Raw genomic sequence first — 15,723 nt, 5'->3', positions numbered from 1 at the left:
TTATGTAGCTAAAACGTTGCCTGCGACTAACCTAATTTCCGATTTTGATGTAGCGGATACACGTTCACCAGGCAATAAAATTCCAATTAAATTTAAAGGATCCACCGACGAAATAATTCGTGGTATTTTATCTATTTCCTCATTACGTTCCGCTCGCAAAGAATCAACCGCATAAGGCAGTGCAAATTGCTCACCTAAAAATCCATCGACAAACCGTCCTCCACGTACCTCACCACGTAATTCAAGGCGCCGCAAAAAAATCAACAAATCTCGCCAGCGAGGAATATTTCTTTCACGTACAAGCAAATCACGGAAGATGACTCCATAGCGCTCTAACAACATCCAGCACGCTGCTTCTACGCGTTTTTCATGATCTTCTTGTGCATGAACATGTAATAAAGACCAACGCCCCGTACTGAGTGGCAACATGGGATTACGTCTATATCGGCGACTTTGTTTACGTTTTGTACTCATCAAAGTCCGCACATTATCAAAACTATCCGCAGTTACCATTCCTGCTGCAACTAACTCCCATAAGCCATTTTCTACTTCAATTTTCAAATTTCCTGTACCACGTACAATATCTGCATAAAATGAAGCACCATATTTTTGCAAAAATCGATAAATATTGCGGGCTGCATAACTAAGGCTCGTTATTTCTTCAACATTAGCTATAGATACAGAAGGTGGAATCCAATCAACATCCTCTCGAACAAAAAACGTAATTGGCGCATTTCGGGTTGGTGATAAACGTCGAGATTTTTTTGTTTCTTCATCTGAAAGCACTACAGAAGGATGTGGTGATACTCGCCCCCATCCGACTATGCCACTCATGCACAATTTATCGAGCATCAATGCGTCGTAATCATGTACGCGTACAGGAAAAATATCGGTTTCCCATGCGCTTGCAGCCAGCTCAAAACCTTGTAATTGCTTGATTACTGCAAGCAATCCCCTTTCACCATTCACCTGATGGCTTTTTCCAATGTGATGCCATTTCAACAACCATGACATAAATTGCGCTTGACTAACAGGTTTGATTTGTCGTCGTAACGATTCCGTGGTTAGACGATGAATACGAGCAAGTAATCGACGTTCGCACCACTCTCTTTCCCCAGCATACTCGGCACGAAAATGGCCACGCAACACATACCCACTTGCTTCTAATTTCAATAAAGCATGCGCTACATCTAATGGGACAAGATGGAAACAATCGCTCAATTTTTCTTCCGTAATTGGTCCTGTATGCAACAACCAACCTTGGAGCGTTTTGAGTATGGCCTCTTCCGATGAGATGAGTTCTTCATTGATATTCACTACCTCAGAAGCAAAGGAAGCATACGGGAAAATACACTGAAAAGTCTTCTTTTTTTCTGTAGATACATAATAATTTTTACCCGCAACAACCCCTAATACAGCTCTTCCTTGCTGTTGTAATTCAATAAAATATTGTTTCCATTGCGGCAAAGTAGATTGTAATTCGCTCAGCTGAATTATTTCTGGAAAAACAATAACGGTGTGCAGCACATCATGCAATTCATCAGCAGAACGAATATCTGGCCAGGCCTGCCCCTGAACCTCAAAGACAGCTTTAGGATCGAGTTTCCCTACTTCTTCTAACATTGACTCTGGTAAGATGCGACGCATTTCAACCGCACGTGAACGCCGCTCCTCTAATGGAGCATCATCTAAAAATGCATAAGGATTAGTATTTAAAATTTCATGAGAAAAGACCGAGGGAACTGGGGTGTCCACCGCAAGACAAGTAATATGCTGAGTTTCAATATTATGGATTACTTTTGTTACACCATCGATATCCAAAGCATCCATTAAGATATCTTTCATAGTCTCTTCAATAAGCGGATGCTCAGGTAAGACTACATCTCCCCCCCCTAAATTATCCTGACAAGCAGCTGCATCTGGAAATACAGCAGCCAATAAATCATCAGCAAGCATTCGTTGAATATTAGGAGGAATTTTTTTACCACCGCGAAAACGTAATAAGGCTAATGAGCGTGAAGCTACTGCACGAAAACGCATACCGAATAAAGGGGATTGCAAAACTGCTTGGGTGACCACTTCCTTTAATGTGTTTGTATGCAAAAAATGAAACACATCAGACAAAGGGAAGCTATGTTGCTCCGTTAAAGAAATATTTAACCCATTATCGGTAGCAGCGGCCTGCAATTCAAAATTAAAGGATCGGCAAAATTTCTTTCGTAACGCGAGTCCCCAAGCTTTGTTAATTCGTGCGCCAAATGGCGCATGAATAATCAGTTGCATGCCGCCGCTTTCATCAAAAAAGCGTTCTGCTATTATTGTATTCTGGGTAGGAACCGCACCTAAAACTTGCCGTCCTAAACGTACATACTCAAGTAATTGTTCTGAAGCAGATGCATCAAGACCACAATAGATCATTAACCATTGAATGGCTTTTTGTATCTGGGGAATATGCCTTGCTTCAACAATTTGGGGTATTTTTTCAGGTAATAAATAATTAATTTTTTCCCGAAGCTGAGATACTTGTAAAGATAATTCGATGCTGCGGGCAGGTGCTTCACCTAACCAAAAAGGAATACTGGGTGGTGCACCATGTGCGTCTTCCACTAACACCCGACCACTTTCAACTCGCAGTACTTTCCAAGAATTTGTCCCTAGCAGAAAAATATCCCCACGATTACTCTCTACAGCAAAATCTTCATCTAAAGTACCAACCATCGCATTATTTGGCATCGCAATCACTGAAAACAAACCATTGTCGGGAATTGCTCCACCACTGGTGATTGCCGCGAAACGACTCCCTCGTCGCCCTTTAAGTATATGATTCACTCGATCTCTATGAATATAGGCACCGTAACGCCCACGAGATCCGGCAATGCCCTCTGAGAGCATAGTCAAAATTTCATCGAATTTTTCTTGAGTCAAGTGATGGTAAGGATAAGCATTTTTAAAATTACGAAAAAGTAAATCTTCATCCCAATCCTGGGTGGCACAAGCAGCCACAATTTGTTGTGCTAAAATATCCAAAGGCTCTTCTGGAATAATTAATTGATCTAAATCCCCGTGGCGAATGGCATAAACTAATGCGGCACACTCTAATAATTCATCGCGCGTGGTTGCAAAAATGCGACCTGTAGAAATCGCTCCATGCCAGTGTCCTGCTCTACCAATACGTTGTAATGCGGTTGCAATAGCTCGTGGAGAACCGATTTGACACACTAAGTCAATATGACCAATATCAATTCCTAACTCTAATGAAGCTGTAGCCACCAGAACTTTCAGCGTACCATTCTTAAGTTTAGCTTCTGCCTCAAGACGTAATTTTCGTGATAAACTACCATGATGAGCTAATACCTTATTTTCACCTAAACGTTGTTCCAAATGATGCGCAACGCGTTCCGCTAATTTTCGTGTATTGACAAACACCAATGTAGCCCGATTTTTTTGGGCTAAACCTGCGATCTTTTCATAAATCTCATCCCACATTTCATTGGAAGCAACAGCAGCCAATTCACTTTCAGGTATTACAATCTGCAAATCTAATTGTCGAGCATGTCCAATATTGACCAATTTCACCAGAGTCTTTTTAGAGCCGACTAGAAAGTTCGCCACTTTTTCTAAAGGTTTTTGAGTCGCAGAAAGACCAATACGAATAAATGATTTTGGGGTAAGTGCTTCTAAACGCTCTAAAGACAATGCCAGATGGGTACCTCGTTTGTTATTCACTAAAGCATGAATTTCATCCACAATAACTGTATGAATATCTGACATATTCATTCGACTTTTTTCAGCAGTTAATAGAATGTAAAAGGATTCCGGAGTAGTAATCAAAATATGTGGTGGCTTTTTGATCATTTTTTGTCGCTCATTCGTTGGAGTATCTCCTGTTCTCACAGCCACACGAATTTCCGGTAAATCAATGCCTTGCTCTTTAGCCAACTCACCAATTTCTTGTAAGGGTAACAGCAAATTCTTTTGTACGTCATTACTTAATGCCTTTAGTGGTGAAATGTATAATACTTCAGTGAGGTCTTGTAAGTTTCCTGTTACCGCTTTATGCACTAAACCATTTAAACAGGCTAAAAATGCAGCTAACGTTTTACCCGAACCCGTCGGTGAAGAAATGAGCGTATCAAGGCCGGCCAAAATATATGGCCATCCTTGCTCTTGTGGTTCCGTAGGTTTACCTATTTTTTGGACAAACCAATCTTGCACCAACTGATGGGCCCAAGAAATGCTTTGATAATTTGATGCATTCATGAGATTAATGATAAATAAGCAAGTTACACTACATAGTATAGGCAAACTCGCTAAGGTATCTGCCAATATATGCTTATTTTAAGTGTACTACTTATTTCTCAATTTAATTATATAAACTTATTTTATAAATTTTTATCCTGAATAATCAATGCTAATATTTACCTAATAAATAATAAAATCAAAAAAGGAATTGTCTTATGAGTCGCATGCTTCTCTTTACTTCAGGACTCATTGTCATATGGATTACTGGTTATTTCCTTATTGTGGGAAGCCATGTATTAATTCCTTTAGTTATCGCCATTTTTATTTGGCATCTTCTTAATACCATTAGTAATATTATTCAAGGAATACCAATGGTAGGTACCCGGCTACCTGGCTGGTTAAGCATGATTTTTGCTTTTGTAATTGTTGCTGTTTTTATTTTTATCTTCATAAACATTATTACGAATAACGTCAATAATGTCATAGCGGCGTCAAATCGCTACCAGGAAAATTTATTAGCCATTTTTAGCAATATTGACAAAACACTGCATATTGAAATTTTATCGAGTCTGAATCAAATGATAAAATCACTTAATTTACAAACGATTTTAGTCAATGTCTATGGTGTATTCTCAACCCTTGCGAGCTCAACTGTACTCATTCTGCTGTATATTGCATTTTTATTTGCAGAACAATATTTCTTTCTCAATAAAATTGATGCGCTGTTTCCCTCTCTTGAAAATCGCATACTCGTAAACAACATTTTGAATCATATTGTAGTGAATACGCAAACCTATCTTGGCTTAAAATCAATTTTAAGTATTGTCACTGCTCTTTCCAGTTGGATTATCATGAAATGGGTAAAACTCGATTTTGCAGAGTTTTGGGCGCTTCTTATTTTTTTTCTCAACTTTATACCAAACATTGGAGCAATCATTGCGATTGCATTTCCTGCTTCTTTAGCGATAGTACAATTTACCAGCTGGATTCCTTTTACAAAAATTATTTTTGGTTTAGGGACAGTACAATTTATCGTAGGAAATATAATTGAGCCTCGTTACTTGAGTAATTCTTTAAATTTAAGCCCACTTGTAATCTTATTTACCTTGGCAGTCTGGGGTGATATATGGGGACTACTGGGGATGTTTCTGGCTGTACCAATCACTGTAATGATGATGATTATCTTTGCACATTTTGAAAAGACAAGGCCGATTGCTATTCTTTTATCTCGGGATGGCAATGTTTTTAGAACTTATGAATTATTGCCTGTAGAAAACTCCCCCGATCAAAATTGGTCTCAATATTAGTGTTGACCATCTATCTCCCCTGCCTAAGGGGGGGATGATGAATTGTCCATCGGAGATATTACTTATTAACGAGGTAAAAGCAGGGAAATAGCTTTACCTCGATCTCCTTCTATTTAGACTGCCAGAATGCAATATGAGCACCCGTGGGATCTTTAATAATTGCAAAAAGTCCCATCTCTCCTACATGAGTAACCCCTTTTATTTCCTGAGCTCCATGGTGTTTTGCCTTTTCCAGGATTTCTGCAACATTATTTACCAAAATATAAGCCATCCAATGTGGGGGGATTGTGTTTTGTTGATCCGTAGGGATTTGCCATATACCCGCAATTTCTTTATCGCCCGATTGGATAATGGTATACGTCATTTCGTCAGAATGAATTTCTTTATAGTGCCAACCTAATAATTGGCTATAAAATTCTTTAGATTTTTTTACATCAGCAGTAGCTAATTCATTCCAACAAAATTGACCTATTGCGTGTTGCGACATAATTAATTTCCTTATTTTATTTTAACGAGAATTTAACACCTTTGAATGATAGCTCATAATTTTAAAATTGATTAAAAAAATTAGGCATTTTATAAACGCAAAATACCCTTAATGAAAAATCGAATTAAAATGATGAATAATGAATTGTAAAATAATAAGAGCAACAATCATTATAGGAATCACTAAAGGAAATGTACCCTTATTAATAGGTTTGGTGCCGCTGTTTACATTTACATTCATACTGTTGAAGTTTGTTGAATCATAAAATGTATCTTTATCAACGACTATTGCTTGAGGTGGTAGTTGCTCTGATTCTGTTTTGATGCGATTGTTTTTCTTTACGGCTGTGCCTATAGCTAAAAATTCGATTAAACCATTACCCAATTGATAAACATACGTTTTAACCCCTACAACATCATCAGCACCTAGAGCTTTAGCCTCATCATTGATTATGGCCAAAGCATTTTCACGTGCGTGATAAATCATTCGCGTTAGCTCATTAATTTCCCCTCGAACAAATGCTTTAATTGTTGAGGTAATTCCACCAATTAATCCCAAAGAATAAACTGAGGTACCTAGCAATAATTTCATGGGTGTATACCCCATACGCGCCATATTCCACATTTCAATATTAGTCATATCACTTGTAACTATCTCGTTGCCTGGATCACCTATTAATAGAGGGTTATAAGAACCTGTTCCTATCATAAGCATTTCATTAACACCACCAAAAGGTAAAACAGTGGTTTTAATACCAAGCACAGCATTCGCTTTATACTGTCGAGCGTGTGCCGTGATACGCGTTAGGGCTAAGTGTCTGGTTTTATTAAAAATATCAGAATATTCTTTAATTTCACCACGCCCCAAGGTTTTCAGACTACCAAGGATACCGCGGCCCAATCCCAGAGAATAAGCAACATTACCAAAAGAAAAACAAATAGGTTTATAACCAGCATCAAGCTGTGCATATAACTCCTGCCCATCTGCAGAAGTTGAAAACTTCTCCTTGCTCGCCCCTTCTTCTCCGTAAATTACTGATCCTATAGATAAAAACTCAACATTCGCTCCATGAAGAATCAGCTGACTGGTCACTCCAGTAATCCCTGTTGCATTCATGCTGACTGCCTCTTCTAACATGCGTTTATAGGCCGTTTCTCTCCCCTCCTCTATGAGAGAAGTAATTTGCATTAATTCGCCGCCGAGAATTACTTTAAAACTTGAACCTACACTGCCAATAATGCCTAAGGAATGAACACTGTTTCCAACCACTATAGGACCAGGTGCATAGTTTTTAAGTTGGAGACAAAATAGTTCATTACCTGATAATCCTGTAGTAACTGTCATTATTTATTCCCTTAAAAATATTCTTATATACATAGTGTAGCTGTTATTTGTAATATGAAAGAGGAGGAAAATTATTAGGAACGTTCGAGGACAATAATCGTCCTATTTGGAATAAAAAATATGCAGCGAAAATCACTCAAACTTTTAATTTGTATTTTTTACGCTCATACTCTTTATGCAGGATCTGACAATCCCTGTAACGACATATTGAATATTGTAAACAGTCCAAGTAATCTCGACAGCGCATGTTCCGTACCGTTTAAAAAAGTTTTAATTGAATTAAACTATATTGATCAACAACTTAATACTCATCAAGGTGTCCAGCAAAATTTTCCAAATGCAGAAATTCGCTTTGGATTACCCTTTAATAGCGAGTTTTTGATAAACCCTCCTAATTACATTCATCAAAAAAGTTTTCCCAAATCAGGGATTAGCACGACCCTTTTGGCTCTCAAACACTCTATTTATTACAATCCACAATGGATGTTTGCATTAGAAGAGATTGTTAACACACCAGGAGGAAGTAGTGCTTATGGAAGTCATGGATGGGGATCAACACTTAACTGCACTACCACCCTAACCATTAATGAACATCTGAGTATTGATGGAATGCTTGGTATAAGCAGGCTTAGTGATTCATCACTCAATGGTGGCAATCACTTCAACAGTATTAACCCAGATATTGTTATCACTTATTCACTAAGCGAAAGAATTGATATTTATGGTGAAGTATATGGACAAAGTAAAATTAGTGCTAAAGAAAGCGCGGGATATAATTTTGATGGTGGCATTATATTTCTTCTTTATACTAATACTGTATTGAGCATCAGTGGAGGACAACAACTTTATAATTATTTAGGTGGCTTTACACATTATATTAATTTTGGAATGTATGTGATGCTGTAGCCTCTTCTAAATTATAAGCACACCCAGCGATTGTATCTTGTGAATTTAAAAGTCTATAAACATCATGTGGAATTTCTTCTTTACTCATTCGTTGTTTTTGATACGCATCAGTGACACAGTAAATCATGTAGGCAAGTGTGAGTCCGAGAGCGATTGGCCAGCAAGCCGCGGCTGCAGTGATAATAAATGCAATTCCCCCAACGTTAAACACCAGTGCTTTCCAGAACTGTTGATGACTTTGAACGTATTTTTCATTAAGCGTTTTGAGTAGCTGTTGATGATGTTCATCGTTTAGAATAGTTCCATTAAATAATTCACGTTGTAGTGTTCGTTTTGCTTTTTGGTATTTCTTATAATCCTCGGAAGTATTATACAATGCATTGCCAAGCATACTAAAAAACGCAAGCCCCGCTAGAGCAAGTGGTCCAGTACATAACATACTGATCGCAAAACTGATAGCGATTATATTCGCGGCGAAAATGTTGATCGCAAAATAGGAGCATTGCGACTCCCATTCATCATTTAATACATCAATCTGGCGTTGAATCACCGCATATTCAAAAGATGTTGCATCTTTTTGCTGTGCTTGCAACTCGTGTAAGAGTTCATTATGTTGATTCGCTTCAAAAATCCACTGGGCCAAAAGCAACAGACTATCGAAAATCAGAAAAGTAACAACGATTGGTGAAATAAGGGCTTGCGCAATGTGAAAAAACTGATTGTAGGAGGTCAACAAACTCACAGTAGCCCAAACCAAGTCACTAGCCATGACAAATCCACGTTTCTCCATTTCTTGCCGAAAAATTTTATTGGTTGATAACTCATCCCTCATTGCTGCCTGTAGTACATGTTTGATCGTCAAGATCAGATTTAGAAGAAAACGAAACGTAAAAAGTGCAATCCCTAGATCGGTTATTCTCTTGCTCGACTTATTTAAAAAATCCATCCCTTCAGTAAAACTATATGGATTGCTAAGGATTTTATTTACTTCTTGAATGAATTCAGCGATAGAGCTCTTTTGCAAGTAAGTAATGAAATATTTGGCTAAACCACGACTATAAGTAAATCGAGAGCGATTGGTATTAAGATCGCCAACACATTTGCGTAGTGCAGAAATACTCATAAAAATGGACAAAGAATTTTGAAAATTTACTCTTAATTCGTTTAATATAAAATCTGGAAGTTTATTAATTACTTTTTTTTTCTTAACACGATCTTCCTGAAAAAATGTTTCTATTTCTTTACGAAATTGATTTAATTTTTGCAGATCAGAACTCACGTAATCAGATTGGTAATATAAAATCAACACATCACATAAGTACAATAAATAAAATACAGCTTCATTATCTTTTAACCAATACGATTTATTCGATAAAACAACCTGCTGGATTAAAAAAATTCCTTACGTAATTGTTCCAGATTAAATTCATCTTCTTTAAAAGAAAAATCCTGTTTTTTATAGGAATGATTAAAAAAAGTATGCTTTATGAGGCTTATTTGGGGATTTCTCATAAAAGACCCCTAGAAAAGAGTTGTGAAATTGTACTATGACTCGGTGAAAAATCATTAAACAATAGCGTTAATTTTTTGCAAAAAAACAGTTAAAAACCGACAAAATTAGATTTATAAAAATAGATAAATGACAAAAGCCACCAAAGACCCTCTTTTTTTTATAAAAACTAATTGGTACACTCATGGCAAAATATCCCCCTAATATTTCGAGATATAAGTTGACTCTTGATGCAGATAATTCTTTTAATTCCAATGAAAAAAATCCATCAGGAGAGAAGGTTGTTATTATCATTCCAACATATAATGAAGCGTCGGTTATTCAAACAACAATAGAGCAAGTATTTGCATCAGTACAATCAACAGATAATTACGACATTCATATTTTAATTTTTGATAGTGCCTCTACAGATAACACTCAAGAAATTATTACTTCTCTCCAACAAGAGTATCCTAAATTGCATTTAAAGCATGAGCCCACAAAATCAGGCTTAGGCTCTGCTTATCTGCAAGCAATGAATTATGCGTTAACCTCTCTTAATGCAGACATTGTTTTTGAATTTGATGCAGATCTTTCACATCAGCCCAAATATATTCTTCCTATGTTGGACATGCTTAGAACTCACGATAGTGTGATAGGAAGCCGTTACATCAAGGGTGGGAGTATTCCTAAGAACTGGCAGTTGCACCGCAAATTATTTTCTGTGTTGGGTAATTATGTTGCAAGGGCAATTCTTACGCCTAGGTATAAAGATTTCACAAGTGGATTTCGAGCTACACGCCGTCAGCAATTAATGAAAGTGCTTCCTAAGCAATTTCTTACAAATCATTATGCGTATAAAATCCAATTATTGTGGCTTCTACATAAAAATAACGCCAAAATTTGTGAATATCCAATTAGCTTTATTGATCGAAATATGGGTTATAGTAAATTACCCAAAAACAGTATTGCTGACTCTCTGCGAGTTGTTTTTACTTTACGTTATTATGAAATTAAGCGCTATATAGCCATGTGTGTCGTTGGCTCATTGGGAGTCATCGTACAGTTCGCTACATACAATATTCTGCGTAGCCATTTTTCTTTTCCTCCCTTTGAAGCATCAAGAATCGCTATTGCAGCAGCCATTATCAATAACTTTATTTTGAATAATAGATTCACCTTTAGAATGAAAAGCAAAATACCCCGGTCAATGAAAATAAAGAGCTTAATTATTTTTGTTCTTTATTCGATATTTATAATCTACTTGCAAAGTTATTGGCTACACTTTGGTGTTCTTTTCTTGGGTAGAGGGCCTTTTAGAGAAAATATCATCATGGGTTTGGGCATAGGCTTAATATCACTTTTGAATTATTACATTTATTCTCGCCATGTATGGCCAGATAAGCACGTTCACTGGAATAATACTGATGATACGCACACCACGTAGCATTTATCTATGTCTTTTTCTTTATTTTGCCCTGATGCTAGGAATAGCCCCCATTAATATTTTATCTCTTGATACTTATTATTATTGGGATTGGAGCCGCCATCTTGCTTTATCCTACTATGATGGCTCACCTATGATCGCCTATTTTATTAAATGTGCCACCTTATTATTCGGCAATAACCTTTTTGCTTTAAATTTTGTAGGCATCATAGTAGCGGCGTCCTGCTGTGGAATTATCTACAAAACTGCTCGATTTTTTTTATCCCAAGAAGCAAGCTGGATTGCTGCACTTTCGTGGTTATTCTCACCACTCGTCACGATGGATATTCTCAAGCAAACTACTTATGACACGCCGCTTACTTTATTTTGGGCATTAACCCTTTATTACTCAGTAAAATTGATCCAAACAAACAAAACCAAGGAATTGTATTATATTGGGATCAGTGCAGGATTGATGATGTTGTCAAAGTATACTGGCATTGTCTTAATTTTATCCTTGCTCATTTTTATAATCTTTAGTACGTACCGATCTCTTTTTAAGACTAAGCATTTTTATTTTGCTATGATTCTCGCGATACTTATTTTTAGCCCAGTAATTCTATGGAATTATCAAAATCATTGGCAATCTTTTATCTATCAATTAACCACCCATCAATTAAATCACACCGTTAGTCCCTTTTATAATGCAATCAAAACTTTTTTTACATCGTTTATTCCTGCACTCAACATTATGCTCCTGCCTCCTTTTTTGGTAACCAGCAAAAATCTGGATGAAAAAAATGCTTTAATAGTTCGCTTATGCCGTATCATCTGTTTTACTTTTTTATGTTTTTACATCTATACAGCGAGTAAAGCCGAGGTTAGGATTTTTTGGCTTACACCATACCTTATCAGTAGCGCGATTTTATTTGGATACAGCTATACCATTTTGCCTTTTCGTAAGGCAGCTGTCTCATTAATTGTCATTTATAGCTTAATTAGCCTCTGTGTTCTGCTTGATAATACTTCTAAATTTAATCTCATTAAATCTAAAAAACTGGCTTTTTATCACTTAATGCAACAATTCAACACCACCTATCCGCAACTACCCAATAAAATCTTTACCTCGGGTTGGTTTCAAGCACGCATGATGTTTTTTCTTGAAAACAAACCGACTATTTATACTTTAGGTTGTGGTACCGCACAAAATCAATATGCATTGTGGAGTAAAGAAATTAATAAAAAAATTATTGATAAAACATTAAAAGAAGCGATTTACATCGATAGATATGATAGACAAAGCTGTTTGCAAAAATACTTTGATCACTGTGAAAAAATACCTACGCAGAAATATCCCTTTAGGCATAAAGAATATGCATTGAACGTTTACCGATGCCAAAACTTATAAACAAGATCCATAATAGCGCACTAAGTTGCGCTTTTAAATTTAAATTAGGATGATAAGAGTTTACAGTTTTCGATTCTTCTTTTAATGTATTGCCTAGAATGACTGCAATTGATTTAGTTTATAGTGGTTTGATTTTAAATGGCTTGTCCAAAGCGAGTAATATCTTCTGGATTCTACAGACAAATAGCGGTATGTTGAAATAAGCAATTTAAAAATCAAACCACTATAAACACCACTAAGAATTAATAAGGACCTTTGATGCTCAAAATATTCTTTCTTTTTACCGCATTATTTTCTTCAATATGTTTTGCTGAGGAACGAGAAATCGCCATTACGATGGATGATTTACCCCTTGTTGCCTCTAGAATGAATACCCCAGGAAATAAACAACGCTCCACTGAACGCTTTACTCAAATTGTACAAGCCTTTCAAAAATATAAAGTTCCAGTCATAGGGTTCGTCATTGCAGGAGCAATAGAAAAAGGGCAGTGGTCGTTTTTAGAACAGTTTCGTCAAGCAGGATTCATGTTAGGCAACCACACTTATTCTCATTATAACTTAAATCAGATGAGTGCTGAAAAGTACATCGCAGATCTTGACCGTGCTGATAAAATTCTTGAGCCCATCATGACTCATCCTAAATATTTTCGTTACCCTTATCTTGCAGAAGGTACTAATGGAAAAAAACAAAAAGTCCATGATTATCTTAAAGAACACAATTACACTATTGCTCCTGTAACGATTGATAGTAAAGATTTTGAATTTAATGAAATGCTTTATAAAGTTCCATATCGCTCAAGAGTAAATTATATTCAGAAACTCAAACCACGCTATCTCGCTTATATATGGAAACAAACATTAAATGCAGAAAAAAGATCCGGTAAAAACAGCAAACAAATATTACTAATTCATGCCAATCTTCTAAATAGTTATGTATTAGGTGATATTCTGGAAATGTACCAAAAAAATGGTTATAAATTTATTAGCATCACGGAAGCACTTAAAAATCCTGCCCCTGTTCTTAATGTATCATCGCCCCAAAAAGGTCTAAATAAAACATTAGAAGAAGAACTGTTAGGTATTTCTCTGGATACTCCCAAACAAAACTATGTGACACCGAGTAAAATTGAATAATAGCGCCATTATCATCTGGTTACAAAACCTCCTGGAACTATCTGCTCCAATGCTGAGTATAGCTTTAATTTTCACAAGCTATAATGTTTATATAAGTCCTTGACTAAAACAGGAGGTTTTATGTTACTACTCGCAATTGCTTTATTTATTGCAGCTGCTGTCTGCGGTTTGATCTTATTAACTGCAATATTACAGGATAAACCTGTGAATAAAGCTGCTAAAAATCTGCATGGAATCTTTGCCGCTGTAGGAATCATCCTCGTCTTAGTGTACGTATTTATCTTTATGCCTAGCGGGTCTCCCCTTCTGGTTACAAGTTCAATTTTGCTTGTTCTTGCAGCATTAGGAGGGTTGACCTTATTTATACTAGGCATGAAAAAGAAAAAGATTCCTAAACTAGCAGCAGTCCTACACCCACTTATTGCTTTTGCAGGCTTACTTGCTCTGATTATTTATGTTTTACCCTAATTAACGTAAGGCCACGTCATGGTATAGAAATGCCTTGACGCTGTTGCCTGTTACTTTTATTCCGGCTCAAACCGATCTTTCAAACGCTGACGAACCAATTGAACCATATCTTGTGGCGCTTTATCCGGTGATCCTGTATTAAAAGGAGGTTCTGGATCATACTCCAAACCGAGTTGTAAGCACTGAGCGATAAGCTCATTAGTCAATTTTGAAGCCAAATAGAAAGCCATATCAATCCCAGCAGAAACTCCTGCAGCAGTAATAATTTTTCCATCGACAACAAATCGGTTTGGGGTAGGTGAAGCCCCCCATTGTGCTAATCTGTTCATTACTGCCCAATGGGTCGTTGCTTTAACACCCGACAATAGACCTGCAGCGCCCAAAATTAAACTTCCAGTACAAACCGAAGTAGTCCACAAGGTATGCTCATGAATTTTTCTAATCCACTCCAGAATTTCAGGATATTCACGTAATGCAGTCGCAGTGCCACCTCCTGGAATTACTAAAACATCTGTTTTTGAGATGTCGGCTAACGCATGTTCCGCGATTAAAGTAAGACCCGCTCCCGCATGAACTGGTCCAGGATTTAAACTTGCCCTTTGTACTGTAACACCAGGAAGCCTACTTAGTACTTCATAAGGCCCAATAGCATCCAGAGCAGTCATCCCCTCATAAAATAAAAATGTAATTTGCATGAATACTTTTCTCCTATGTTAGCATTTCTTAATCAATTGAACTTGTTTATGACATCAATTTCTTCAATTTAATAATCAATAACATATCATCATTTATTTGCAAATATATCGATCGAGCATAAATTTTTCTTTTTATTTGAAAAGCGCATCTTATAAAAATTTTAACTTTACGTGAGGTTCGCTAAAAACCTAATTAGTCCGGTCTTGATTTCGTTCAGAAAGTTACTTGATGCTGGAAAAATAATTATCATCACAGATCATTCTATAAATTTTCCAGCTTGCTGTTCTTTAGTTATAGCAAGCATGTATAACGATTTTAAAATACAATATAAAGATAAAATACAAATGTACATTCAAGCGGGCGGTGGACCTACTCTGTACCTCAATGAAAATCTATTTTTCCCCCTTAGTGGTTATTCGTTTTCTCGGGACAATTATTGGAGTCAATATAAAGCCATATATAAACCAAGTCGTCTCGACTTTAATTTACATCAAGATTTTGATTCCTATCCAAAATTTTGTATCGAATATGGATTCGTTTCCAAGCAGAAAAAATGGACACTAGAAGAGACTATTCACCTGCAAACGCAACGTTCTTTAATAGAACCAATGAGAAATGTGCGCCCTTACAATGTGACACTGCACAAGAAGCGCTTAATCTGACAGCATCCAGATAAGCAATTTAACGAGCAATGCTGGGACCTGCTATTCAACTCCTATGTCCTGCGAGCTGCTCACGGGCTCCAGGAGAATGGTCAAAATAAACCACATTGGTTAATAAGATCGAAACCGGATTCAGCGCACAAGCCGCGGAACA

The 15,723-nt window shown here is 36.7% G+C and carries 13 protein-coding genes; 7 read left to right on the top strand and 6 right to left on the bottom strand.

Annotated features, from left to right (window positions below):
* The gene (locus EL220_RS03845) at positions 1 to 4,260 is read right to left on the bottom strand and encodes a DEAD/DEAH box helicase (protein WP_027271044.1); all 4,260 of its coding nucleotides are present in this window, start codon (positions 4,258 to 4,260) and stop codon (positions 1 to 3) included.
* Positions 4,261 to 4,457: 197 nt separating this feature from the next.
* On the opposite strand from EL220_RS03845, the gene EL220_RS03840 reads away from it, so the two are divergent.
* Complete coding sequence (locus tag EL220_RS03840; protein ID WP_027271045.1) at positions 4,458 to 5,549, top strand: AI-2E family transporter; 1,092 nt, start codon at positions 4,458 to 4,460, stop codon at positions 5,547 to 5,549.
* A 109-nt stretch (positions 5,550 to 5,658) separates the two neighbouring features.
* On the opposite strand, the gene EL220_RS03835 is transcribed toward EL220_RS03840, so the two are convergent.
* Positions 5,659 to 6,036 (bottom strand): VOC family protein, encoded by a 378-nt coding sequence (locus EL220_RS03835; protein WP_027271046.1) that lies wholly within the window; start codon positions 6,034 to 6,036, stop codon positions 5,659 to 5,661.
* A 108-nt stretch (positions 6,037 to 6,144) separates the two neighbouring features.
* Complete coding sequence (locus EL220_RS03830; RefSeq protein WP_027271047.1) at positions 6,145 to 7,380, bottom strand: heavy metal-binding domain-containing protein; 1,236 nt, start codon at positions 7,378 to 7,380, stop codon at positions 6,145 to 6,147.
* A 120-nt stretch (positions 7,381 to 7,500) separates the two neighbouring features.
* Between EL220_RS03830 and EL220_RS03825 the strand changes: the two genes are divergently transcribed.
* Positions 7,501 to 8,286, top strand: coding sequence for a transporter (locus EL220_RS03825; protein WP_027271048.1), 786 nt, complete (start codon positions 7,501 to 7,503; stop codon positions 8,284 to 8,286).
* Here EL220_RS03825 and EL220_RS03820 read toward each other — a convergent pair.
* Together EL220_RS03820 and EL220_RS19485 are read right to left on the bottom strand one after the other, a co-directional pair.
* Positions 8,258 to 9,592, bottom strand: a complete 1,335-nt coding sequence (locus EL220_RS03820; protein WP_232002611.1) for a hypothetical protein — start codon at positions 9,590 to 9,592, stop codon at positions 8,258 to 8,260. The two genes, EL220_RS03825 and EL220_RS03820, sit on opposite strands and share 29 nt — an antisense overlap.
* An 83-nt stretch (positions 9,593 to 9,675) precedes the next feature.
* A complete protein-coding gene (locus EL220_RS19485) occupies positions 9,676 to 9,798 on the bottom strand; it encodes a hypothetical protein (RefSeq protein WP_269471003.1) in 123 nt (40 codons plus the stop codon).
* A gap of 218 nt (positions 9,799 to 10,016) precedes the next feature.
* On the opposite strand from EL220_RS19485, the gene EL220_RS03815 reads away from it, so the two are divergent.
* The 4 genes from EL220_RS03815 to EL220_RS03800 all read left to right on the top strand — a co-directional run bounded on the left by EL220_RS03815 (position 10,017) and on the right by EL220_RS03800 (position 14,211).
* Positions 10,017 to 11,222, top strand: coding sequence for a glycosyltransferase family 2 protein (locus tag EL220_RS03815; RefSeq protein WP_027271050.1), 1,206 nt, complete (start codon positions 10,017 to 10,019; stop codon positions 11,220 to 11,222).
* Positions 11,203 to 12,609 (top strand): glycosyltransferase family 39 protein, encoded by a 1,407-nt coding sequence (locus tag EL220_RS03810; protein ID WP_027271051.1) that lies wholly within the window; start codon positions 11,203 to 11,205, stop codon positions 12,607 to 12,609. Before EL220_RS03815 ends, EL220_RS03810 begins: the two co-directional genes overlap by 20 nt.
* A 258-nt stretch (positions 12,610 to 12,867) precedes the next feature.
* Entirely contained in the window at positions 12,868 to 13,743 is an 876-nt protein-coding gene (locus EL220_RS03805; RefSeq protein ID WP_027271052.1) for a polysaccharide deacetylase family protein, read from the top strand.
* 120 nt (positions 13,744 to 13,863) lie between these two features.
* On the top strand, positions 13,864 to 14,211 hold the full coding sequence (locus tag EL220_RS03800; protein WP_027271053.1) for a hypothetical protein: 348 nt from the start codon (positions 13,864 to 13,866) through the stop codon (positions 14,209 to 14,211).
* A 56-nt stretch (positions 14,212 to 14,267) separates the two neighbouring features.
* Here EL220_RS03800 and EL220_RS03795 read toward each other — a convergent pair whose 3' ends face one another.
* Positions 14,268 to 14,906: a DJ-1/PfpI family protein gene (locus EL220_RS03795; protein WP_027271054.1), complete on the bottom strand. Its 639-nt coding sequence runs from the start codon at positions 14,904 to 14,906 to the stop codon at positions 14,268 to 14,270.
* Between the two features lie 345 nt (positions 14,907 to 15,251).
* On the opposite strand from EL220_RS03795, the gene EL220_RS03790 reads away from it, so the two are divergent.
* Positions 15,252 to 15,569, top strand: a complete 318-nt coding sequence (locus EL220_RS03790; RefSeq protein ID WP_128130820.1) for a hypothetical protein — start codon at positions 15,252 to 15,254, stop codon at positions 15,567 to 15,569.
* The last annotated feature ends 154 nt before the right edge of the window (positions 15,570 to 15,723 follow it).

The organism is Legionella sainthelensi, from assembly GCF_900637685.1.
GTDB lineage: Bacteria > Pseudomonadota > Gammaproteobacteria > Legionellales > Legionellaceae > Legionella > Legionella sainthelensi.
The sequence above is the reverse complement of the archived record's forward strand: the minus strand, read 5'-3'. Positions and strand labels throughout refer to the sequence as shown.